Origin of the sequence: Streptomyces bugieae (assembly GCF_036352915.1) — a bacterium.
Classification (GTDB): Bacteria; Actinomycetota; Actinomycetes; order Streptomycetales; family Streptomycetaceae; genus Streptomyces; species Streptomyces endophytica.
Map to the genome: position 1 here is coordinate 279,690 of NZ_JAZBJP010000001.1, position 18,670 is coordinate 298,359.

The window sequence follows — 18,670 nt, forward strand, 5'->3', positions numbered from 1 at the left end:
CGTCTCCCGGCGCAACTTGACCCTCGGCCTTCAAAGGTCACCACGGGACGCGCGCATCTGTGCTTCATGCGCTCGCCGCCGGCCGGCGGGCCGAGGTGCCGACGGGTTCGGCGGGGGCGGCGAGGGTCGCGGCGATCAGCCCGGGGAAGCGCCGGTCGAGCTCCTCGCGGCGCAGCCGCAGCGTGCGGCGGGAGCCGACGATGCGGGTCCGGGTGATGCCGCATTCGCGCAGGATCCGCTGGTGGTGGGACATCGTCGACTTGCTCAGCCGGAGCCCTGCCTGCTCCGGCAGCAGGGTGCAGGCCAGCCCGTCGTCGGGATCGGCGACGGCCACGGCGCGGACGATCGCCAGCCGGGCCGGATCGGCCAGTGCGGCCAGAACCTTGGACAGCGGCAGATCCTCGATCGCCGGATGGAAGACCTCATCGCTCATGGTGGCCAGCCTAGTTGAGCATTGCCGGGAGTTCCATATGTGTCGTACTCTTCGACACTCATCGAAGGGTTCGATATCTATCGAACTCATCTGCATCTCACATCTCACCTCGCACGCCTCACGACTGACGGGGAGACCACGCACCCATGTCCACGCCCACCGCGGAACCGCGCCGCTGGCTGATGCTGCCGGTAGTCTTGGCGGCCACGTTCCTGTACGGATTCGACCTCAACATCGTCAACGTCGCCCTGCCGTCCCTCCAGCACGAGCTGCACGCCGGGCAGGAAGCGCTGGAACTCGTCGTCGGCGGCTACTCGTTCAGCTACGCCGCGGCCCTGGTGATCGGCGGGCGGCTGGGCGATCTGCTCGGCTACCGGCGGATGTTCCTGCTGGGCATGGCTGCCTTCGTCCTCGCTTCGCTGCTGTGCGGACTGGCCCAGAGCCCGGCCCAACTCGTGGCGGCCCGTGTCCTGCAGGGACTGACCGCGGCAGGGATGGTGCCGCAGGTGCTGGCGCTGATCACGGCGACGTTCCCCGGCGATGAACGGCCGCGCGCACTGTCGTGGTTCGGTGTCGTGGGCGGCCTGGCCGGCGTCCTCGGGCAGATCCTCGGCGGGCTGCTGCTCAGCGCCGACGTCTTCGGACTCGGCTGGCGGATCGTCTTCCTGCTCAATCTGCCCGTCGGTGCGATCGTGCTCTGCTTCGCCCTGCGGCTGCTGCCTACGGCCCGACCCGGCCGGCGCCCTGGGCTGGATCCGCTCGGCGCGGTGGCCCTGTCCGGATCGCTCGCGCTCGCCCTGCTGCCGCTGATCTTCGGCCGCGGTCAGGGCTGGCCGCTGTGGACCTTGCTGTCGCTGATCGCCGCCGTGCCGGCGCTGCTGGGCGCGCTGCTGTGGGAGCGGCGGCTCGCCGCGCGCGGGGGCACCCCGCTGTTGGACCTGACGCTGTTCCGTGGCCGCGGCTTCCGGCTCGGCCTCGGTGTGAACGTCGCCTTCATGGCCTCCTTCACCAGCTCGATCTTCGTGCTGAGCCTGCTGCTCCAGTCCGGTCTGGGACTGTCCGCCCGGCAGGCGGGCCTCGCGTTCGGGCCGTTCGCGATCCTGGGCATGACCGGGCCGTTGGTCGGCCGGCGGCTGGTCGCCCGGATCGGTGCCCGCCCGGTAATGCTGCTCGGCTGCGCCGTCGACGCGGTCGCCTTCGTCCTGCTGGGCGGCGCGCTGCACGTGCTGGGCGGCGGCATCTCCGTTCCGTGGCTGATCGTCGGCCTGGGCCTGCTGGGTTTCGGCAACACACTGGTCCTGCCCGCACTGATCGGTACGACCCTGGGCGGCGTCCGTCAGGAGCAGGCGGGCATGGCGTCGGGCACACTCAACACCACGCAGCAGTTCGCGGGCACGGCGGGACTGGCCGCGATCGGGACCGTGTTCTTCTCCGTACTCGGCGACCGCACCGGCCGGGTGGCCTTCGCGGGCGCGGCCGAGAGCGTCGTCTGGGTCGAGCTGGTACTCGTGGTGGCGATGGCCGCGCTGATCGCCGCGCTGACCCGGCCGATCGCCCCGGCACCGGCGCCCACGAACGCCGAGCCGACGCCCGCGACAGCCGACACGGCGGGTTGACGGGCACCCGCGCGAGACGTTCATCGACCCACCTCTTCAGGCTGCGTGGGTGGGAGGCACCAGGGACTCTTCTGGGACGTGCGACCGCGTCAGGAGTAAGTGATCCGCACCCGATCGGTCAGCGGCACGGCCTGGCAGGCCAGGGCGTATCCCTCGGCGATGTCCTGGTCGTCGAGGACGTCGTTGCGGAGCATCTTCACCTCGCCCGCCACGATCCGGCAGGTGCAGGCGCTGCAGGCGCCTTCCCGGCAGGAGTACGGGGCGTCCACTCCGGCGGTCAGGAGGACGTCGAGCAGTGGGGTCCCCGAGGGCCAGCGGACCGTGCGGGTTTCGTCGTCGAGTTCCACCTCCGCCGTGGTGACGTGCTGAGCCACCGTGCTGACGTGCTGAGCCGTCGTGTTGACGTGCTGAGCCGTCGTGATGTCCGCCGCGGCCGTCGTACGCTCCTCCACGGACGGGGTCTCGAAGACGTCTCCGCTGAGGGAGAAGAACCGTTCCCGGTGGATCCGGGCGCCCGGGGTGCCGAGGGTGCGGAGGCCTTGTTCGACGGCGTCCATCAGCGGCTCCGGGCCGCAGACGAAGGTCTCGCGGTCGGCGTAGGGCGCGAGTGCGGCGCTCAGCCGGTCGGTGGTGGGGAGGCCCTGGAGCGATTCCAGCCAGTGGAGCACGAGTAGCCGGTCCGGGTGGTTCTCGGTCAGCTCGCGCAGTTCGTCGCGGAAGATCACCGAGGACTCGTCGCGGTTGGCGTACAGGAGCGCCACCCGGCCCCACCCTTGCGCCAGGGCCGACTTGGCGATGGACAGCACCGGGGTGATGCCGCTGCCCCCGGCGACCAGCAGCAGGTCGTGGTCGAGGGATGGCGGGGTGAAGGTGCCGGCCGGGGGCAGCGCCTCCAGCTCCTCCCCCGTTGCCACGTGGTCGCACAGCCAGTGGGACCCGTACCCGCCGGGCACCCGTTTGACGGTGACCTTCATCGGCTCGCCGGTGTGCGGTGAGCTGGCGAGGGAGTAGCAGCGGGCGACCGGTTTCCCGTCCGGCCCGGGCAGCTTCAGGGTGAGGAACTGTCCGGGGCGGTAGGCGAAGCGGTCGGCGCTCTCCGGTGGTGGCTGGAGGATCAGGGAGTGTGCCTCGGACGTCTCGGCGATCACGTCGAGGACGCGCAGCCGGTGGGTACGCGGCCCGGCCGCAGGACCAGTCGTCGGCCCGGCCACCAATCGGGCCACCGGTCCGGCCGTCGGCCCATCCGTCGGCCCAGACATCGGCCCGGCCGTCGGCCCAGACATCGGCTCAGACATCGGTGATCTCCAGAGTGCCGTTCTCGACCGCGTCGTCGATGCTCCGCCGCAGCGCCCGGCAGGTGCGTATCCGGGCGCTGGTCGCACCCGCGGTCACCTGGGCACGGAACTCGGTGCAGACGACGGCCGCTTCGGCGGTCCACTGCACGGAGGTGTGGGCCCTGCTGAACTTCTCGCAGAGGACCTGGTTGCCGCAGGTCGCGCACTCCACCGGCTGCATGTCAGGCTCCGGTCCAGGTCTGCGGCGCACGGCTGGCCAGGTTCTCCTCGACCTCCGAGCGCCAGGCCTTGTTCGCCCGCTCGGTGTCGATCTCGAACTCGAACCGTCTCGTCATCTCGTCCTTGACGTCGGCGGCGTCGACGTAGAACTGCTCGTACCAGCGGCGCAGTTGGTAGACCGGGCCGTCCTCCTCGGTGAGGAGTGGGTTGTCGATCCGGGTCTTGTTCTTCCAGATCTCCACGTCCTGCTCGAAGCCGGCGGTCGTGCCCTCCGCGGTGAGCCGCGCGGCCTCCGCGGCCTGCTCGTCCGTCATGCCGGGCAGCTTCTTGACGATCGCCCCGTACTGCAGTTGGAAGCTGTTCTCGTCGATCGGGTAGTGGCAGTTGATCAGGACGATCTCCATTTCGGAGCCGCCCTCGGAGCCGCTTCCGGAGCCGCCCTCGATGTCGCCGTCGATACCGCCGCCGACCTCGCTGTAGAGGTAGTCGATCATGTACGAGGGGCCGTAATAGGAGGCGTCCGACCGCAGGCGGCCGGAGCTCAGCGTGCCCAGGTCCATGTCGCCGCGCGGGCTGCTCTCCATGTACTGGGTGGCGATGTGGCCCTCGAAGACGTTCTTGAAGTACTCCGGGAAGGCGTAGTGGACGTAGAAGAAGTGCGCCATGTCCACGACGTTGTCCACGATCTCGCGGCAGTTGGAGCCCTCGACCCGGAGTGTCTTCCAGGTCCACTCGCTCCACTCGCCCGCGTCCGGGCCGTGGATGCCATCGATCTCGGGAATGGTGACCTCGGCCGGCGGGGGATTGCCCTCCGGGTCGTTCCAGACGAACAGCTGCTTGTTGCGTTCCAGCGTGAGCCACGCGCGGGTGCGGGCGCGCGGCGGCATCCGGCGCGCGTACGGGATCCCGGCGCAGCGGCCGTTGCCCGACCAGCGCCAGTCGTGGAAGGGGCAGGCGACGGCATCCCCCTTGACCGTGCCGTGGGCGAGGTTGCCGCCCATGTGCGGGCAGTAGGCGTTCAGCACGTGCAGCTGCCCGTCGTCCGTGCCCTGGAAGACCACCAGCTTGGTGCCGAACGCCTCGATCTCGTGCGGCTTTCCGTCCTTGAAGTCCTCGGCCAGGCCCAGGCAGTGCCAGCCCCGGGCGAAGCGGGCGGGCGGCTTGCCCGCGTCGATGATCCGGACCCCGTCGTCGAGAGCAGTCATCTCGTTCCTCCTTCCGGCCGCTCAGTTCTGTGCGGCGAGTTCCACGGCGATGTCGATGAGCTGGTCCTCCTGGCCACCGACGAGGCGGCGCTCGCCCGCGCGCAGCAGGATCTCGGCGCCGGAGACGCCGTAGCGCTCGGCCTGCCGGTAGGCGTGCTTGAGGAAGCTGGAGTAGACGCCGGCGTGGCCCATCAGCAGGGCGAGCCGGTCGAGTTGGCACTCGTCGTCCATCACCGGGCGGACCACGTCCTCGGCCGCGTCGATGATCTTCAGTACGTCGATGCCGGTGCGGATGCCCATCTTGGCGCAGACGGCGACCAGCGCCTCGACGGCGGTGTTGCCCGCGCCGGCTCCGAGGCGACGGGTGGATCCGTCGATCTGGAGGGCGCCGGCCTTGATGGCGGCGATCGAGTTGCCGGTGCCGAGGGCGAGGTTCTCGTGCCCGTGGAAGCCGACCTGGGCGTCGTCGCCGAGCGCGTCCACCAGGGCCTCGACCCGGGCGGTGACGTCGTCCATGACCATGGCCCCGGCCGAGTCGACCACGTAGACGCACTGGCAGCCGGCGTCGGCCATGATGCGGCCCTGCTCGGCCAGCTTCTCGGGTGTCGTCGAGTGGGCCATCATCAGGAAGCCGACGGTCTCCAATCCCATGTCGCGGGCGAGTCCGAAGTGCTGGACGGAGATGTCGGCCTCGGTGCAGTGGGTGGCGATGCGGCAGATGCTCGCGCCGTGTGCGTGGGCGGCGCGGATGTCGTCCTTCACGCCCAGACCGGGGAGCATCAGGAAGGCGATCTTCGCCTGTTGGGCGGTGGCCGCCGCGATCTTGATCAGCTCTTGCTCGGGGGTCTTGGAGAAGCCGTAGTTGAACGAGGATCCGCCGAGGCCGTCGCCGTGCGTCACCTCGATGACCGGGACCCCGGCGGCGTCGAGGGCCGCGACCACCGACCGTACGTCCTCGCCCGTGAACTGGTGCCGCTTGGCGTGCGAACCGTCGCGCAGCGAGGAATCGGTGATCCGGATGTCGAGGGTGTCGGAGTAGGTCCTCATGCCTGTATGCCCTTCGCGAACTCCTCGCCGACCTTGGTGGCGGCGGCGGTCATGATGTCGAGGTTTCCGGCGTACGGCGGCAGGTAGTCGCCCGCGCCCTCGACCTCCAGGAAGATCGCGACGCGCGCCATGCCGCCGCCGGTCGGGGTGGGGTCGTCGAACTGCGGCTCGGCGCGCAGCCGGTAGCCGGGCACGTATGCGGCGACCTGCTCGGCGATCTCCTTGACCGATTGGGTGATCGCGGCCCGGTCGGCGTCCTCGGGGATCGCGCAGAAGACGGTGTCGCGCATGATGACCGGTGGCTCGGCGGGGTTGAGGATGATGATCGCCTTGCCGCGTTCGGCGCCGCCGATGGTCTCGATGCCGCGCGAGGTGGTGCGGGTGAACTCGTCGATGTTGGCGCGGGTTCCGGGGCCGGCGGAGACGGAGGCCACCGAGGCGACGATCTCGGCGTACCGGACCGGGACGATCCGGGAGACCGCGTACACCATGGGGATGGTCGCCTGGCCGCCGCAGGTGATCATGTTGACGTTGGGCCGGTCGAGGTGTCCGCGCAGGTTGGCGGGCGGTACGACGGCGGGGCCGACGGCGGCCGGGGTGAGGTCGACCGCCTTGATGCCGAGTTCGGCGTAGCGGGGGGCGTTGGCCCGGTGGACGGAGGCGCTGGTGGCCTCGAAGACGATGTCGGGCTTCTCGTCCTGTGCGAGGAGCCAGTCGACGCCCTCGTGGCTGGCCTCCAGGCCGGCGCGGCGGGCGCGGGCCAGCCCCTCGCTGTCGGGGTCGACCCCGATCATCCAGCGGGGCTCGACGAGTTCGGAGCGCAGCAGCTTGTACAGCAGATCGGTGCCGATGTTGCCGGATCCGACGATCGCGGCACTCGCCTTGGTCTTGGGGGGCGTCATTTCCTTGAATCACCTCAGCTGAACGAGAGGGAGACCGAGCCCAGCCCGGTGAACTCGGCGGTGAAGGTCGATCCGGGCATCACGTCGACGGCCCGGGTGCACGAGCCCGGCAGCACCACGTGCCCCTTCTTCAGGGGCACTCCGAAGCGGGCCACGGTGCGGGCCAGCCACGCGACGGAGACGGCCGGGTCCCCGAGCACGGCGTCGCTGCGGCCCTCGGCGAGGAGTTCACCGCCGCGGAAGAGCCGCGCGTCGATCGCCTTCAGGTCCAGGTCGTGCGGATCGCGGCCCTCGCCGATGACGTATCCGGCGGAGGAGGCGTTGTCCGCGATGGTGTCGGCGATGGAGATCCGCCAGTCGCGGATCCTGCTGTCGATCAACTCCAGTGCGGGGACGACGCGTTCGGTGGCGGCGAGCACGTCCGCCGGGGTGCACTCCTCGCCCGGCAGGTCCTCGCCGAGGACGAAGCCGACCTCGACCTCGATGCGCGGGTAGCAGTAGCGGGCGGCGCGCACCGGCACGTCGGCGCTCAACGCCATGTCGTCGAGCAGATGGCCGTAGTCGGGCTCGTCCACCCCCATCATCCGCTGCATGACGGGGGACGACAGGCCGACCTTGTGACCGTGCACCCGGGCCCCGGTGTCGAGGCGGTGCCGGATGTTGAGGAGCTGGATCTCGTAGGCGTCCTCGGTGTCGATCTCCGGGAAGGTCTCGATGAGCGGGGCGACCGGCGTGCGGCGGTGCTCGGCGGAGCGCAGGATCTCCGCCGCGCGCTGCCTCTGGGGGTCCGTGAGCATGGGGGTCCTCTGCGGGGCGTCGGGCTGTCCCGGGAGGCTAAGCGGGGCACTTCCCGGGCGGGGAGCGCGAAATCCCGCTGACCGGGAAAGGTGTGCCGCAGGGACGCCGTACGTGCCCTCTCCTCAGGGAGGGAGCGGAAGTCAGTGCGCCCCGTAGACCGGCTGCGGGGGTTCGGCGTCGGCGAGGAGCTTGCGGGCGGTCTCGCCGGCCTCGGCCGGGGTCCGGCGGGCGCCCTTGTCCGCGGTGGGGCCGGGCCGCCAGCCCTCCATCACGGTGATCCGCCCGCCCTCGGCCTCGAAGACCCGGCCGGTGACCCCGGCACTGGCGCCGGAGCCCAGCCAGACGACCAGCGGCGAGACGTTCTCCGGCGCCATCGCGTCGAAGCCGCCGCCCTCCGGCGTGGCCATGGTGTCGGCGAAGGTCTGCTCGGTCATCCGGGTGCGGGCGGCCGGTGCGATGGCATTGACCTGGATGCCGTAGCGGCCCATCTCGGCGGCGGCGACGAGGGTCAGGCCGACGATCCCGGCCTTGGCGGCGGAGTAGTTGCCCTGGCCGACGCTGCCGAGCAGACCGGCCCCGGAGCTGGTGTTGACCACCCGGGCCTCGGGCGTGCGGCCGGCCTTCGCCTCGGCCCGCCAGTGCGCGGCGGCGTGCTTGAGCGGCAGGAAGTGGCCCTTGAGGTGGACGCGCATGACGGCGTCCCAGTCGTCCTCGTCGAGGTTGACCAGCATGCGGTCGCGCAGGAATCCGGCGTTGTTGACGAGGGTGTCGAGGCGGCCGAAGGTCTCCAGGGCGGTGGCGACGAGGGAGGCGGCGCCGTCGGTGGCGGCGATGTCGCCGCCATGGGCGACGGCCTCGCCGCCCAGCGCGCGGATCTCGTCGACGACCTGCTGGGCCGGGCCGGCGGCCCCTCCGCTGCCGTCGAGGCCGACGCCGAGGTCGTTGACGACGACCTTCGCCCCCTCCGCGGCGAAGGCGAGGGCGTGCGCGCGGCCCAGTCCTCGTCCCGCGCCGGTGACGACGGCGACGCGTCCGGTGCAGATTCCGGTCATGGTGCATCCTCTCGGTGGAGATCAGTGGTTGACGGTCGCGGCGTCGAGGAACGCCGGCCGCTCCCCGCCCCCGTGGACGTGCAGACTCGCGCCGCTGATGTACGCGGCCCGGTCCGAGGCGAGGAAGACGCAGGCGTCGCCGATCTCCGTCGGCTCGGCGAGCCGGCCGAGCGGGACGGTGCGGCCGACGGCGGCGATGCCGTCCTCGTCGCCGTAGTGGAGGTGGGACAGTTCGGTGCGGACCATGCCGAGGACGAGGGTGTTGACGCGCACGTGGGGCGCCCATTCCACGGCCATGGAGCGGGCCAGGTTGTCCAGGCCCGCCTTGGCGGCGCCGTAGATCGCCGTGCCCGGTGAGGGCCGGGTTCCGCTGACGCTGCCGATCATGATGATCGACCCGCCGCGTTCCTGACGGTGCATCAGCGCGTACGCGGCGAGCGAGGCGGTCAGCGGGGCGACGAGGTTGAGTTCGACGAGCCGGGCGGCGTGCCGGGGGTCGCTGTCGGCGAGCAGCCGGAACGGGGTGCCGCCGGCGTTGTTGACCAGGGTGTCCAGCCGCCCGTGGTCGTCGCGGACCCGGTCGAAGAACGCGCCGACCGCGTCCGGATCACGCAGGTCGAGCGGGCGGAAGCGGGCGGTGCGCCCGGCCGCTTCGACGGGCTTGTCCGGGGGGCGTCGTGCGCAGGCCACCACCTCGGCGCCGGCGGCGAGCAGGGCGCGGGTGATTCCCGCGCCGACGCCCCGGGTTCCCCCGGTGACGACGGCGACGTGTCCGGACAGATCGGTGATCGCTGCCAATGCACACCTCCCGCAGCGCGCTGACCGCTGCTATCTTCCGCCTAACAAATGTTTGGTGGAAAGGTAGCTGATCTGCTCATGGGTGTCTCCACCTCCGCCCCCGAAGAGGGCATCGCCGTTGTCACCGTGGACTTCCCTCCGGTCAACGCCCTTCCCGTGCGGGGCTGGTACGACCTCGCCGCCGCGGTACGCGCCGCCGGGGCCGACCCGAAGGTGCGCTGCGTGGTGCTGACCGCAGCGGGCCGCGGCTTCAACGCCGGCGTCGACATCAAGGAAATGCAGCGCACGGACGGCCACCAGGCACTGATCGGCGCCAATCGCGGCTGCTACGACGCGTTCGCCGCCGTCTACGACTGCGAGGTGCCGGTGGTCGCCGCCGTGCACGGCTTCTGTCTGGGCGGCGGGATCGGGCTGGTCGGCAACGCGGACGCGATCGTGGCGAGCGAGGACGCGACCTTCGGGCTGCCCGAGCTGGACCGGGGCGCGCTCGGCGCCGCCACCCACCTGGCCCGGCTGGTCCCCCAGCACCTGATGCGGGCGCTGTACTACACCTCCCGTACCGCCACCGCACAGGAACTCCACCGGCACGGCTCGGTGTGGCGGGTGGTGCCACGCGAGCAACTCCGCGAGTCCGCACTGGAGTTGGCCCGCGAGATCGCCGCCAAGGACGGCTATCTGATCCGCCTCGCCAAGGCCGCGATCAACGGCATCGACCCGGTGGACGTCCGCCGCAGCTACCGCTTCGAACAGGGCTTCACCTTCGAGGCCAACCTCAGCGGCGTCGCCGACCGGGTCCGCGACACGTTCGGCACCGGCGCCGGCACCGAAGCTCACGCCGCCACCGCCACCGGAAAGGAGCGGCAGCCATGAGCAGGGACAAGACGATGACCGCCGAGGAGGCGGTCGGCCGGCTGGAGAGCGGCATGACCCTCGGCATCGGCGGCTGGGGCTCCCGCCGCAAGCCGATGGCGCTGGTCCGCGCACTGCTGCGGTCCGACCTCACCGATCTGACGGTGGTGAGTTACGGCGGTCCCGACGTCGGACTGCTCGCCGCCGCCGGGAAGATCCGCAAACTGGTCGCCGCCTTCGCCACCCTGGACTCCATTCCGTTGGAACCGCACTTCGGGGCGGCCCGGCAGCGCGCCGCGTTCGAGATGGTGGAGCTGGACGAGGCCATGTTCATGTGGGGCCTGACCGCGGCCGCGCACCGGCTGCCGTTCATGCCGATCCGCGCCGGCCTCGCCTCGGACGTCATGACCGTCAACCCGCGGCTGCGGACGGTCAGGTCCCCCTACGAGGACGGCGAGGAGCTCGTCGCCGTACCGGCCCTGCGGCTGGACGCCGCGCTGGTGCACCTCAACCGGGCGGACGTCCACGGCAACGGCCAGTACCTGGGCCCGGACCCGTACTTCGACGACCTGTTCTGCCTGGCCGCCGACCAGGCCTACCTCTCCTGCGAGCGGATCGTGGACACCGCGGAGCTGCTCAAGGCGCAAGGCCCGCAATCACTGCTGGTCAAGCGGGCGTTCGTGAACGGTGTGGTGGAGACCCCGAACGGTGCGCACTTCACCTCCTGCGCCCCCGACTACGACCGCGACGAGACGTTCCAGCGCGCCTACACCCAGGCCGCCCGTGACCCCGAGGCCTGGCGGGCCTTCACCGAGCAGTTCCTGTCGGGCGACGAGGCCGCGTACCAGGCCGCCGTTGCGGCGTTCCACGAGGAGGAAGCATGAGCGGAGGCGCGACGACGGCGACCCGGGCCGAGTACTGCGTGGTGGCCTGCGCCGAGGCCTGGCGGGACGCGGGCGAGGTGCTGGCCAGCCCCATGGGCACGATCCCGATGATCGGCGCCCGGCTGGCGAGGCTCACCTTCTCCCCCGACCTGCTGCTGACGGACGGCGAGGCGCTGCTCATCGGCGACGTACCGGCGGTCGGCGCCACGGCCCAGGTGGTCGAGGGCTGGCTGCCGTACCGCCAGCACCTGGCGCTGGTGGCCACCGGGCGGCGGCACGTGATGATGGGCGCCAGCCAGCTGGACCGGCACGGCAACCAGAACATCAGCTGCATCGGCGACTGGTCCCGGCCCAAGCGCCAGCTCCTCGGTGTGCGCGGCGCGCCGATCAACACCCTCAACAACCCGACCAGTTACTGGGTACCACGGCACTCCCCGCGCGTCTTCGTCGAGCGGGTCGACATGGTGTCGGGCGTCGGCTACGACCGCGCCGCGGCGGCCGGCCCGTCCGCGAGCCGCTACCACCGCATCCCGGAGGTCATCAGCGACCTGGGCGTCTTCGACTTCGAGACCCCGGACCGCACGATGCGGCTGCGCTCGCGCCACCCCGGTGTCACGGTCGACCAGATCGCCGACGCCACCGGCTTCGCGCTCACCATCCCGGACGAGGTGCCGTACACCCGCGAGCCGACGGCCGAGGAGCTACGGCTGATCCGCGAGGTGGTGGACCCCAAGGGACTGCGGGAACGCGAGGTGCCGGCATGAGCGACACCCGCCGCCCGACGGACGTGAGGATCGAGACCCCGCTGACCGAGCTCGTCGGGGTGCGGCACCCGATCGTGCAGACCGGCATGGGCTGGGTGGCCGGCCCCCGGCTCGTCTCGGCCACCGCCAACGCGGGCGCGCTGGGCATCCTCGCCTCCGCCACCATGACCGTCGAGCAGCTGCGTTCGGCCGTGCGCGAGGTCAGGTCCCGTACGGACGCGCCGTTCGGGGTCAATCTGCGGGCGGACGCGGGCGACGCCGCCGAGCGCGTCCGCCTCATCATCGACGAGGGCGTCAAGGTCGCCTCGTTCGCCCTCGCTCCCTCCCGCGAGCTGATCGCCCGGCTCAAGGACGCCGGGGTGGTCGTCATCCCGTCCATCGGCGCCAAGCGGCACGCCGAGAAGGTCGCCGCGTGGGGCGCCGACGCGGTCGTGGTGCAGGGCGGCGAGGGCGGCGGCCACACCGGGAACGTGGCCACGACCGTCCTCCTCCCCCAGGTCGTCGATGCCGTGGACATCCCCGTGATCGCGGCCGGCGGCTTCCACGACGGCCGGGGCCTGGTCGCCGCGCTGGCGTACGGAGCCGCCGGGATCGCCATGGGCACGCGCTTCCTGCTCAGCTCCGACAGCACCGTCCCGGACGCGGTCAAGGCCACGTACCTGGCCGCGACGGTCCAGGACATCACCGTCACCACCAAGGTCGACGGCCTGCCGCACCGGATGCTGCGCAGTGAGCTGGTCGACGCGCTGGAGCGCTCGGGACGGCTCGCGGCGCTGCTGCGCGCGGTGCGCCACGCCGCCGCGTTCCGACGCGACTCCGGCATGAGCTGGGCACAGATGGTGCGCGACGGCCTGGCCATGAAGCACGGCAAGAACCTGACGTGGAGTCAGGTACTGCTGGCCGCCAATACCCCGATGCTGCTCAAGGCCTCGATGGTCGAGGGCCGCACCGACCTCGGGGTGATGGCGTCGGGCCAGGTCGCGGGCCTGATCGACGACCTGCCGTCCTGCGCCGAGCTCGTCCACCGCGTCATGACCGAAGCGCAGCACACGCTGCGCGCCCTTCCCCTCGTCAGCTGATTTCCCCTCGTCAGCTGAACTTCCCCTCGAACACAGGGACTCGAACACAGGGAGTTGATGTGATGCGCACTACCCCTGTACGACTGACCGCGGCCGCCGTAGCCTCCGTGCTCACCCTCGGCGTCCTTCCTGCCTGGGCCGTCGCCGACACCCCGGCCCAGCCCCCAGGCGTCACCGCCCCGCAGCACGAGCGGAGCGCCGATACCGTCCACCGCATCGCGCTGCAGGGCGCGGTGAACGTCCGCGACCTCGGCGGGTACCGCACCGGCCTCGGGCAGCACGTCCGCTACGGCCAGGTCTTCCGGGCCGACGGGCTCGGCAAGCTCACCGACGCCGATGTGGCGAAACTGTCCGCGCTGCACCTGCGGACCGTGGTGGACTTCCGCGTCCCACTGGAGGTCCAGCGTGAGGGCGCGGACCGCCTGCCCGCCGGGCTGTCCGCCACCTCACGGTCCGTGAACGACCTCGGCCTCTACGAGAAGACGATGGCGGCCATCGGCACCAAGGACCCGGCCAAACAGCAGGAGTTGCTCGGCGACGGCAAGGCGGAGGAGCTGATGCGGTCGATCTACCGCAACTTCGTCACCACCAAGGAGAACCGCGAACGCTTCGCGCAGACCCTCCGCGACATAGCGGACCACGACCAGTCCCCGCTCCTCTACCACTGCACCTCCGGCAAGGACCGCACCGGCTGGCTGAGCTATCTGCTGCTCCGCGCCGTCGGCGTCCCGGACCGCACCGCCACCGGCGACTACCTGCTCTCCAACGAGCTGCGCGCCGAGGCGGACCGCAACACCCGGGAGGCACTCAAGAACGCCGGCCTGATGCAGAACCCCGACCTCCTGATCCCGCTCCAGGAGGTCCGCGAGGACTACCTACGAGCGGCCCTCCACCAGGCCGAACAGGACTACGGCAGCCTCGACGGCTACCTCCGCAAGGGACTCGGCCTGGACACCGCGACCCTGGTCAAGCTCAGCGCCCGACTGGTGAGGTGAGGAGGCCCGAGGGCCGTGGCGGGGCCTGAGGGAGGATGTGCCCACTGCGCGGTCAATGACCTGTTGGCCCGCACCCCGCCGGCATTCCGGATGCAGCGCGCCGGGACCGCAACGCCGGAGCGCCACGTCCGGTGGAAGCCCAGGAACGGTGCTCCGCCCGGCAGTACTCGACAGCAACGAGGAACGGGCCCCATCCGGCAGCGGGACAACCCGCCGAAGCGGGATGACGGCAACCGCGGCCAGGGGCCCGATCTCCCCGCACCGCACGTTCCAGAAGATCGGCCGACCGACCCGGCACCCTTCGTCCAGCTCTCCCGGGTCCCTGATCGGGGACGGTGGGCGAGGAAGATGCGGGCGCTCATCGAGCACGGCGGCCACCCGCACGCCACGGGCCCGGTAAGACCGACAGCGGCCCGCCAGCGCCGGGACCGCACGGCCAGCGCGCCGACGGCACCCGAAAGGCAGGGCCCGATGCCCTGATCCGTGCCGGTTGATCCGGCCCACCGACAGACCGGTTGGCCTGGCCCGCCGCCAGACAACGACGTGCCCAGGAGGCCGGACGCCCCCTCCGGCCTCCTCGTCGTACACGGGGACGCGGGCGGCGGGGCGCGGAAGGCAATCGGCGTGCCAACGAGGGTGGTGCGAGAAGTACGGCTGGTCGGGCCCGACTGCCTGACGACGTCAGGTGTTCCGGTGCTGACCTTGCTTCGGGGTGGCCGCCGAGGGGGTGTTCGCGGACGGGGACGCGGTGGGCGGGTTCGGGGGCTCCGTGAGGTGCTGGGTGCCGCCGGGGGACGTGCAGGCGTGCACCCCGGAAGTGAGCTGAACACAGGCCCTTGCGGTTGAGGGGCTGGGGGCGGCGACCATCGCACTGAACGTGTCGGTGTCGTAGTGGACCTTGTTCTGGTACGTCCGGCCGCCCGCGCCGACGACCCGGGCGATGTCACCGCGGCGGCCCCAACTGATACGGGACCAGGCGGCCTTGCAGGCGTCGCTGTAGCGCAGCTCCACGTAGACCCCGGCGACCTTGTCCAGGGCGGCGGTCCACGCATCGCCGCCGCAGCCGGTCTGCTTGGGGTCCTTGCCGGCGCAGCTGTCCGCGAAGCAATTGACGTCGAGTTGTCTGGTCGATGCGTTCGCTCCGGGCGTGCCGTCCCGGTCGGTGTGCGCGGTGGAGTGCCGGCCGAACGCCATGAAGAGGGCGGCACTTGACGCGACGACGACGGCCAGGGCGATCAGGGCCCAGACCGGCGGCCGTCTGCTGAGGCGGCGGCGTGCGGGCGGCTCCGCCGCTGGTGGGGCCGGGGTGGGTTCCGTCCCGGGGGTGGGTGCCCCGGGCTGCCGGTCCCGGACTTCGCCGATGTCGCGGGCTTCGGTGTCGTCGTGGGTTTCGTGGACGCCGTGGGCTTCGCGGTCGTCGTGGGCTTCGCGGTCGTCGTGGGCTTCGCGGTCGTCGTGGGCTTCGCGGACGTCGTGGACTTCGCGGTCGTGCCAAGCGGTGTTCGCCAGTTCCCACAGCGCCAGGAGCCGGGCGGGGTCGGCGTCGGCCAGCTTGCCGAGCGACGTCACCGCGTGCTGCGACGGCAGTGCCTTGCCGTTGAGATAGCGCTCCCAGGACGACTTGCTGTGCGGGGTGCGCCTGGCGAGTGCGGTAAGGCTCAGCCCGGTACGTTCCTTCAACGCCCGCAGTTCGACGACGAGATGGCGGACGTCCGAGGCGAGACCGTCGGGTAACGACTTCCAGTCAGTCAAGCTCGGCCTCCGGAGCCCGGTACGTTCTGTTCGTCATGTGCCACCTCACCGTATCCGTCGCGCGTGAACCGAGAACCGTGGTTTTGCCCAAGTGGGCGCCATTACACCCCAGTTGACGTTATGAGGGTGTCATGGGCGGAGGGAATGCGGCACGCGCCGCACTGTGCGTACTGGTGCTGGCAGTGGTGTGCGCGGGGGCCGGGGGGCCACGGGACCACCGGTCCGGCGACCGACGTGGCGGCGTACTCGTCGCGGGCGGGCTACCCGCGGCGGAACAGCTGGTGGTCGGCCGCACCCGGCGCAGCGATCTGGTCGGACTGTGGCAGAGCATGCTGTGGGCCGACGGATACTCCGCCCCCTCGGGGATCACCTGCACCTACGACAAGGCGACCGCCGACGCCACCCGCGTCTGGCAGAGCAACCACCGGCTGTCCGCGGACGGGATCGTCGGGTCCGCCACCTGGGGCGCGGCGGCGCAGCGTCTCGCCTCCACCGGCCAGTGGATCGTCTACCAGGGCGAACGCTACGGTCTCCCGCTGCGTCTGGACCGGGACCACATGTACGAGGTCTACGACACCGGACGGTTCCGCCGGCTGCGGACAGACGCCGTAACCCTCACGCGCTGCCGGTGACGGCGTCGATCCAGCTGTCGTACCGTCCGACGCCGAGCTGGTGGCCGGCCACGACGACCGTGGCACGCGCGGCGTCCGGCCCGCTTCCGACCATCTCCGTGTACGCACCGCCCTTGCCGGCCACTTCCTGGTCGCCGCCGGTCGTGGCGATCCGCAACCGTGCCGTCGCCGCAGGAGTATCCACCTCCGCCCAGCTCGCCAGGCAGGCCGGGCTGTACTCAAGCGTCAGGACGCGGCCGTACGCGCGCAGGCGGTGGACGACGACGCTGTCGCGATCGCACCTCTCGCGGTAAGGATCCAGGCCCCGGCAGCCTGCTCCCCGGCACCCGGCGGCCGCCCGGTCGGGGTGTCCGAGCCCTGCGGGCGTTCCGCCGGGTCACGCGGGACGGGCGGTGGGCCGCTCTCACCGGCCGGGCCCTCCTCCTTCCCGGCGTGGGCCGCCGACTCCCACAACACGCGCAGGTACTCGGCATCGGCCTGCGCCAGCCGTCCCAGTCCCGAGACCGGCGACCAGGGCGGCATTCTCCGGCCGTTCAGATAGCGCAGCCACGAACTGCGGCTGTAGCCGGTCTTCGCGGCGACGGTCGCGGTGGTCATCTCGCACCGGTCCACGTACTGGCGCAGTTCTCGCACCAACCGGGCCACCTCGGCGGGCAGGTCATCCCGCAGCGGCTGCCAACGTCCCACGGCGGCCCCCCTTCCCCGCGCGTCCCACTATGGCAGGCCGTCCCGCTCCGCCGCCCGGCAGCCAGGTGTCCCCGCAGGTCACAGCCATGGTCGTCCCGCCTTTGACGCTTCTGGCGGGCAGCCCTGGCCGCTGCTGTCCCGCCCGCTCCAGACTCGGGCCAAGCACCCGGGGGGACGGCCCCGGACCGGCCGCCGGACGCGGCGCCGAGGGTGCGCACGCAACTTCAGGCACGTACACCACACGTACACCAAGTGCACGGGGGGAACCAGAACATGACGGCGGACGGCAGCTCATCCGGCCCGGACGAACGCGAGATCGCGAACGCCACGACGGCCGCCCCCGGCAGGCGCCGCCGACAGCCCGCCGTCACGAGGCCCGGTACGCCTGCGGGCCGGCGGCACCGTGCTGCCGCCGACCACGCGGCGGCCCCGGACACCGCCCCGACCGGCGCTGCTCCGGTCCGGGCCCGCACGGGGGCGGTCGGACGGGCGGACCATCACCATCTTGACCTGGGACCGGTGCGGCTGTCGCTGCTGAGCCCACCCGCACCGCCCGCCGTCGTAGAGCTGGCGGGCCGGTACGCCGACGGCCTGCCGCGCACCTGGCACCTGGTCTTCGCGACCCGCGGGCCCGTGGTCCTCGGCCGCGATCAGCGGCTCGTCCGGGTGGAGTCCGGCAGCGTGGTGCTGTGGGAGCCCTCCGAGTGCTTCCGGCTGTCCGCCGGCGCGCCCGAGCGCCCGGGCCGGGCGCTGGTCCTGCACATGCCCGAGGCCGTCTTACCGCTCCCCGGCGAGTCGCTCCGCGCAGTGTCCGGGCGGCCCACCCCGACCCGTTCGGGACCGGCGGCCCTCCTCGCGTCCTTCGTGTACGGGCTCGCCGCGCAGGCACCGTCGCGAGAGGCCCGGCACACCGCGTGGCTGGGCACCGCCGCGGTCAACCTCGCGACGGCCTTCCTCGACAGCCAGACCGCGCTGCGCCACGGCGAGACGCGCCCCCACCCGGCCGGACCGATGCCCACCGCACCGGAACCCGCCCGGTCACGCACCGACCTGCTCTTGCACGACATCAAGACGTACGTCGAACACCACTTGCACGACGCCGACTTGTCCCCCTCCTCCCTCGCCGCCGCCCACCACATCTCGCTGCGCTATCTGCACCACCTCTTCCAGCGGGACGGGCTCACCGTCGGCGGATTCCTGCGCGAACGCCGCCTGGAACACTGCCGGGCGGACCTGTCCGATCCGGCCCAGTCACAGCGCGGCGCGGGCCAGATCGCCAGGCGATGGGGCTTCCGTGACCCCGCGGTGTTCAACCGGACGTTCAAGTCGGCCTACGGGGTCACGCCCGGCGCGTACCGCGGGCAGTGGCTGCGGCGCTGAGCCCTGGGGCCACCGGCAGGTCGGTCACGACCGCAACGCCGCCCAGGTCCGGGTACCGACCTGCCCGTCGACCTGGAGGTGGTGCCTGCTCTGGAACCTCTTGACCTCGAACAGCGTGTCGGAGCCGAAGACGCCGTCCACGCCGCTGGGGCCGATGTTGTAGCCGCGGGCCCGGAGGATGCACTGCACCTCCTTCACGGCCGCCCCACGATCGCCGTACTCCGTGAGCCGGGTACCGGAGTAGTACGTGCAGGACTTCCAGGGCTTGGCGGGGGCGTGGGGC

21 protein-coding genes are annotated in these 18,670 nt (G+C 71.6%); 8 read left to right on the forward strand and 13 right to left on the reverse strand.

Annotated features, from left to right (window positions below):
• Nucleotides 1–64 precede the first annotated feature (64 nt).
• On the reverse strand, nucleotides 65–433 hold the full coding sequence (locus V2J85_RS01400; protein WP_261953531.1) for an ArsR/SmtB family transcription factor: 369 nt from the start codon (nucleotides 431–433) through the stop codon (nucleotides 65–67).
• A 146-nt stretch (nucleotides 434–579) separates the two neighbouring features.
• Here V2J85_RS01400 and V2J85_RS01405 point away from each other — a divergent pair, with 146 nt between their 5' ends.
• Nucleotides 580–2,049 (forward strand): MFS transporter, encoded by a 1,470-nt coding sequence (locus V2J85_RS01405; RefSeq protein WP_330820368.1) that lies wholly within the window; start codon nucleotides 580–582, stop codon nucleotides 2,047–2,049.
• An 89-nt stretch (nucleotides 2,050–2,138) separates the two neighbouring features.
• Here the strand turns inward: V2J85_RS01405 and V2J85_RS01410 are convergent, their stop codons facing one another.
• The 8 genes from V2J85_RS01410 to V2J85_RS01445 form a co-directional block, all read right to left on the reverse strand.
• A complete protein-coding gene (locus tag V2J85_RS01410; RefSeq protein ID WP_330820369.1) occupies nucleotides 2,139–3,308 on the reverse strand; it encodes a ferredoxin--NADP reductase in 1,170 nt (389 codons plus the stop codon).
• A gap of 28 nt (nucleotides 3,309–3,336) precedes the next feature.
• Nucleotides 3,337–3,564, reverse strand: a complete 228-nt coding sequence (locus V2J85_RS01415; protein ID WP_330820370.1) for a hypothetical protein — start codon at nucleotides 3,562–3,564, stop codon at nucleotides 3,337–3,339.
• Nucleotide 3,565: 1 nt separating this feature from the next.
• On the reverse strand, nucleotides 3,566–4,768 hold the full coding sequence (locus V2J85_RS01420; protein WP_330820371.1) for a 3-ketosteroid-9-alpha-monooxygenase, oxygenase component: 1,203 nt from the start codon (nucleotides 4,766–4,768) through the stop codon (nucleotides 3,566–3,568).
• 21 nt (nucleotides 4,769–4,789) lie between these two features.
• Complete coding sequence (dmpG, locus tag V2J85_RS01425) at nucleotides 4,790–5,815, reverse strand: 4-hydroxy-2-oxovalerate aldolase (RefSeq protein ID WP_261953526.1); 1,026 nt, start codon at nucleotides 5,813–5,815, stop codon at nucleotides 4,790–4,792.
• A complete protein-coding gene (locus V2J85_RS01430) occupies nucleotides 5,812–6,717 on the reverse strand; it encodes an acetaldehyde dehydrogenase (acetylating) (RefSeq protein WP_330820372.1) in 906 nt (301 codons plus the stop codon). The genes dmpG and V2J85_RS01430 overlap by 4 nt, the downstream gene beginning before the upstream one ends.
• Nucleotides 6,718–6,731: 14 nt before the next feature.
• Complete coding sequence (locus tag V2J85_RS01435; protein ID WP_261953524.1) at nucleotides 6,732–7,514, reverse strand: 2-keto-4-pentenoate hydratase; 783 nt, start codon at nucleotides 7,512–7,514, stop codon at nucleotides 6,732–6,734.
• A gap of 141 nt (nucleotides 7,515–7,655) precedes the next feature.
• Nucleotides 7,656–8,567, reverse strand: a complete 912-nt coding sequence (locus tag V2J85_RS01440) for an SDR family oxidoreductase (protein WP_261953523.1) — start codon at nucleotides 8,565–8,567, stop codon at nucleotides 7,656–7,658.
• A 21-nt stretch (nucleotides 8,568–8,588) separates the two neighbouring features.
• Entirely contained in the window at nucleotides 8,589–9,365 is a 777-nt protein-coding gene (locus V2J85_RS01445) for an SDR family oxidoreductase (RefSeq protein ID WP_261953522.1), read from the reverse strand.
• Between the two features lie 78 nt (nucleotides 9,366–9,443).
• Here V2J85_RS01445 and V2J85_RS01450 point away from each other — a divergent pair, with 78 nt between their 5' ends.
• The 5 genes from V2J85_RS01450 (at nucleotide 9,444) to V2J85_RS01470 (ending at nucleotide 13,936) form a co-directional block, all read left to right on the forward strand.
• Nucleotides 9,444–10,235: an enoyl-CoA hydratase family protein gene (locus V2J85_RS01450; RefSeq protein WP_330820373.1), complete on the forward strand. Its 792-nt coding sequence runs from the start codon at nucleotides 9,444–9,446 to the stop codon at nucleotides 10,233–10,235.
• Complete coding sequence (locus tag V2J85_RS01455) at nucleotides 10,232–11,098, forward strand: CoA transferase subunit A (RefSeq protein WP_330820374.1); 867 nt, start codon at nucleotides 10,232–10,234, stop codon at nucleotides 11,096–11,098. The genes V2J85_RS01450 and V2J85_RS01455 overlap by 4 nt, the downstream gene beginning before the upstream one ends.
• Nucleotides 11,095–11,862: a CoA-transferase subunit beta gene (locus tag V2J85_RS01460; protein ID WP_261953519.1), complete on the forward strand. Its 768-nt coding sequence runs from the start codon at nucleotides 11,095–11,097 to the stop codon at nucleotides 11,860–11,862. Before V2J85_RS01455 ends, V2J85_RS01460 begins: the two co-directional genes overlap by 4 nt.
• Nucleotides 11,859–12,941, forward strand: a complete 1,083-nt coding sequence (locus tag V2J85_RS01465; protein ID WP_330820375.1) for an NAD(P)H-dependent flavin oxidoreductase — start codon at nucleotides 11,859–11,861, stop codon at nucleotides 12,939–12,941. The genes V2J85_RS01460 and V2J85_RS01465 overlap by 4 nt, the downstream gene beginning before the upstream one ends.
• A 62-nt stretch (nucleotides 12,942–13,003) precedes the next feature.
• Complete coding sequence (locus tag V2J85_RS01470; protein WP_261953517.1) at nucleotides 13,004–13,936, forward strand: tyrosine-protein phosphatase; 933 nt, start codon at nucleotides 13,004–13,006, stop codon at nucleotides 13,934–13,936.
• Nucleotides 13,937–14,617: 681 nt separating this feature from the next.
• Here V2J85_RS01470 and V2J85_RS01475 read toward each other — a convergent pair.
• Nucleotides 14,618–15,688 (reverse strand): helix-turn-helix domain-containing protein, encoded by a 1,071-nt coding sequence (locus V2J85_RS01475; protein ID WP_330820376.1) that lies wholly within the window; start codon nucleotides 15,686–15,688, stop codon nucleotides 14,618–14,620.
• A 131-nt stretch (nucleotides 15,689–15,819) separates the two neighbouring features.
• Here V2J85_RS01475 and V2J85_RS01480 point away from each other — a divergent pair, with 131 nt between their 5' ends.
• Nucleotides 15,820–16,320 (forward strand): peptidoglycan-binding domain-containing protein, encoded by a 501-nt coding sequence (locus V2J85_RS01480; protein WP_261953515.1) that lies wholly within the window; start codon nucleotides 15,820–15,822, stop codon nucleotides 16,318–16,320.
• On the opposite strand, the gene V2J85_RS01485 is transcribed toward V2J85_RS01480, so the two are convergent.
• Together V2J85_RS01485 and V2J85_RS01490 are read right to left on the reverse strand one after the other, a co-directional pair.
• Nucleotides 16,304–16,621: a DUF2690 domain-containing protein gene (locus V2J85_RS01485; protein WP_330820741.1), complete on the reverse strand. Its 318-nt coding sequence runs from the start codon at nucleotides 16,619–16,621 to the stop codon at nucleotides 16,304–16,306. The genes V2J85_RS01480 and V2J85_RS01485 overlap by 17 nt on opposite strands.
• Complete coding sequence (locus V2J85_RS01490; RefSeq protein ID WP_330820377.1) at nucleotides 16,546–17,007, reverse strand: helix-turn-helix domain-containing protein; 462 nt, start codon at nucleotides 17,005–17,007, stop codon at nucleotides 16,546–16,548. Before V2J85_RS01490 ends, V2J85_RS01485 begins: the two co-directional genes overlap by 76 nt.
• Nucleotides 17,008–17,280: 273 nt before the next feature.
• Between V2J85_RS01490 and V2J85_RS01495 the strand changes: the two genes are divergently transcribed.
• The gene (locus tag V2J85_RS01495; RefSeq protein ID WP_330820378.1) at nucleotides 17,281–18,387 is read left to right on the forward strand and encodes an AraC family transcriptional regulator; all 1,107 of its coding nucleotides are present in this window, start codon (nucleotides 17,281–17,283) and stop codon (nucleotides 18,385–18,387) included.
• A gap of 24 nt (nucleotides 18,388–18,411) precedes the next feature.
• On the opposite strand, the gene V2J85_RS01500 is transcribed toward V2J85_RS01495, so the two are convergent.
• Entirely contained in the window at nucleotides 18,412–18,585 is a 174-nt protein-coding gene (locus V2J85_RS01500) for a peptidoglycan-binding domain-containing protein (protein ID WP_315975410.1), read from the reverse strand.
• Between the last annotated feature and the right edge of the window lie 85 nt (nucleotides 18,586–18,670).

Coding starts and splice junctions, on each gene's coding strand:
- V2J85_RS01400 (WP_261953531.1), bottom strand. CDS start 433: ATGAGCGATGAGGTCTTCCATCCGGCGATCGAGGATCTGCCGCTGTCC.
- V2J85_RS01405 (WP_330820368.1), top strand. CDS start 580: ATGTCCACGCCCACCGCGGAACCGCGCCGCTGGCTGATGCTGCCGGTA.
- V2J85_RS01410 (WP_330820369.1), bottom strand. CDS start 3,308: ATGTCTGGGCCGACGGATGGGCCGACGGCCGGACCGGTGGCCCGATTG.
- V2J85_RS01415 (WP_330820370.1), bottom strand. CDS start 3,564: ATGCAGCCGGTGGAGTGCGCGACCTGCGGCAACCAGGTCCTCTGCGAG.
- V2J85_RS01420 (WP_330820371.1), bottom strand. CDS start 4,768: ATGACTGCTCTCGACGACGGGGTCCGGATCATCGACGCGGGCAAGCCG.
- dmpG (WP_261953526.1), bottom strand. CDS start 5,815: ATGAGGACCTACTCCGACACCCTCGACATCCGGATCACCGATTCCTCG.
- V2J85_RS01430 (WP_330820372.1), bottom strand. CDS start 6,717: ATGACGCCCCCCAAGACCAAGGCGAGTGCCGCGATCGTCGGATCCGGC.
- V2J85_RS01435 (WP_261953524.1), bottom strand. CDS start 7,514: ATGCTCACGGACCCCCAGAGGCAGCGCGCGGCGGAGATCCTGCGCTCC.
- V2J85_RS01440 (WP_261953523.1), bottom strand. CDS start 8,567: ATGACCGGAATCTGCACCGGACGCGTCGCCGTCGTCACCGGCGCGGGA.
- V2J85_RS01450 (WP_330820373.1), top strand. CDS start 9,444: ATGGGTGTCTCCACCTCCGCCCCCGAAGAGGGCATCGCCGTTGTCACC.
- V2J85_RS01455 (WP_330820374.1), top strand. CDS start 10,232: ATGAGCAGGGACAAGACGATGACCGCCGAGGAGGCGGTCGGCCGGCTG.
- V2J85_RS01460 (WP_261953519.1), top strand. CDS start 11,095: ATGAGCGGAGGCGCGACGACGGCGACCCGGGCCGAGTACTGCGTGGTG.
- V2J85_RS01465 (WP_330820375.1), top strand. CDS start 11,859: ATGAGCGACACCCGCCGCCCGACGGACGTGAGGATCGAGACCCCGCTG.
- V2J85_RS01470 (WP_261953517.1), top strand. CDS start 13,004: ATGCGCACTACCCCTGTACGACTGACCGCGGCCGCCGTAGCCTCCGTG.
- V2J85_RS01480 (WP_261953515.1), top strand. CDS start 15,820: ATGGGCGGAGGGAATGCGGCACGCGCCGCACTGTGCGTACTGGTGCTG.
- V2J85_RS01495 (WP_330820378.1), top strand. CDS start 17,281: ATGACGGCGGACGGCAGCTCATCCGGCCCGGACGAACGCGAGATCGCG.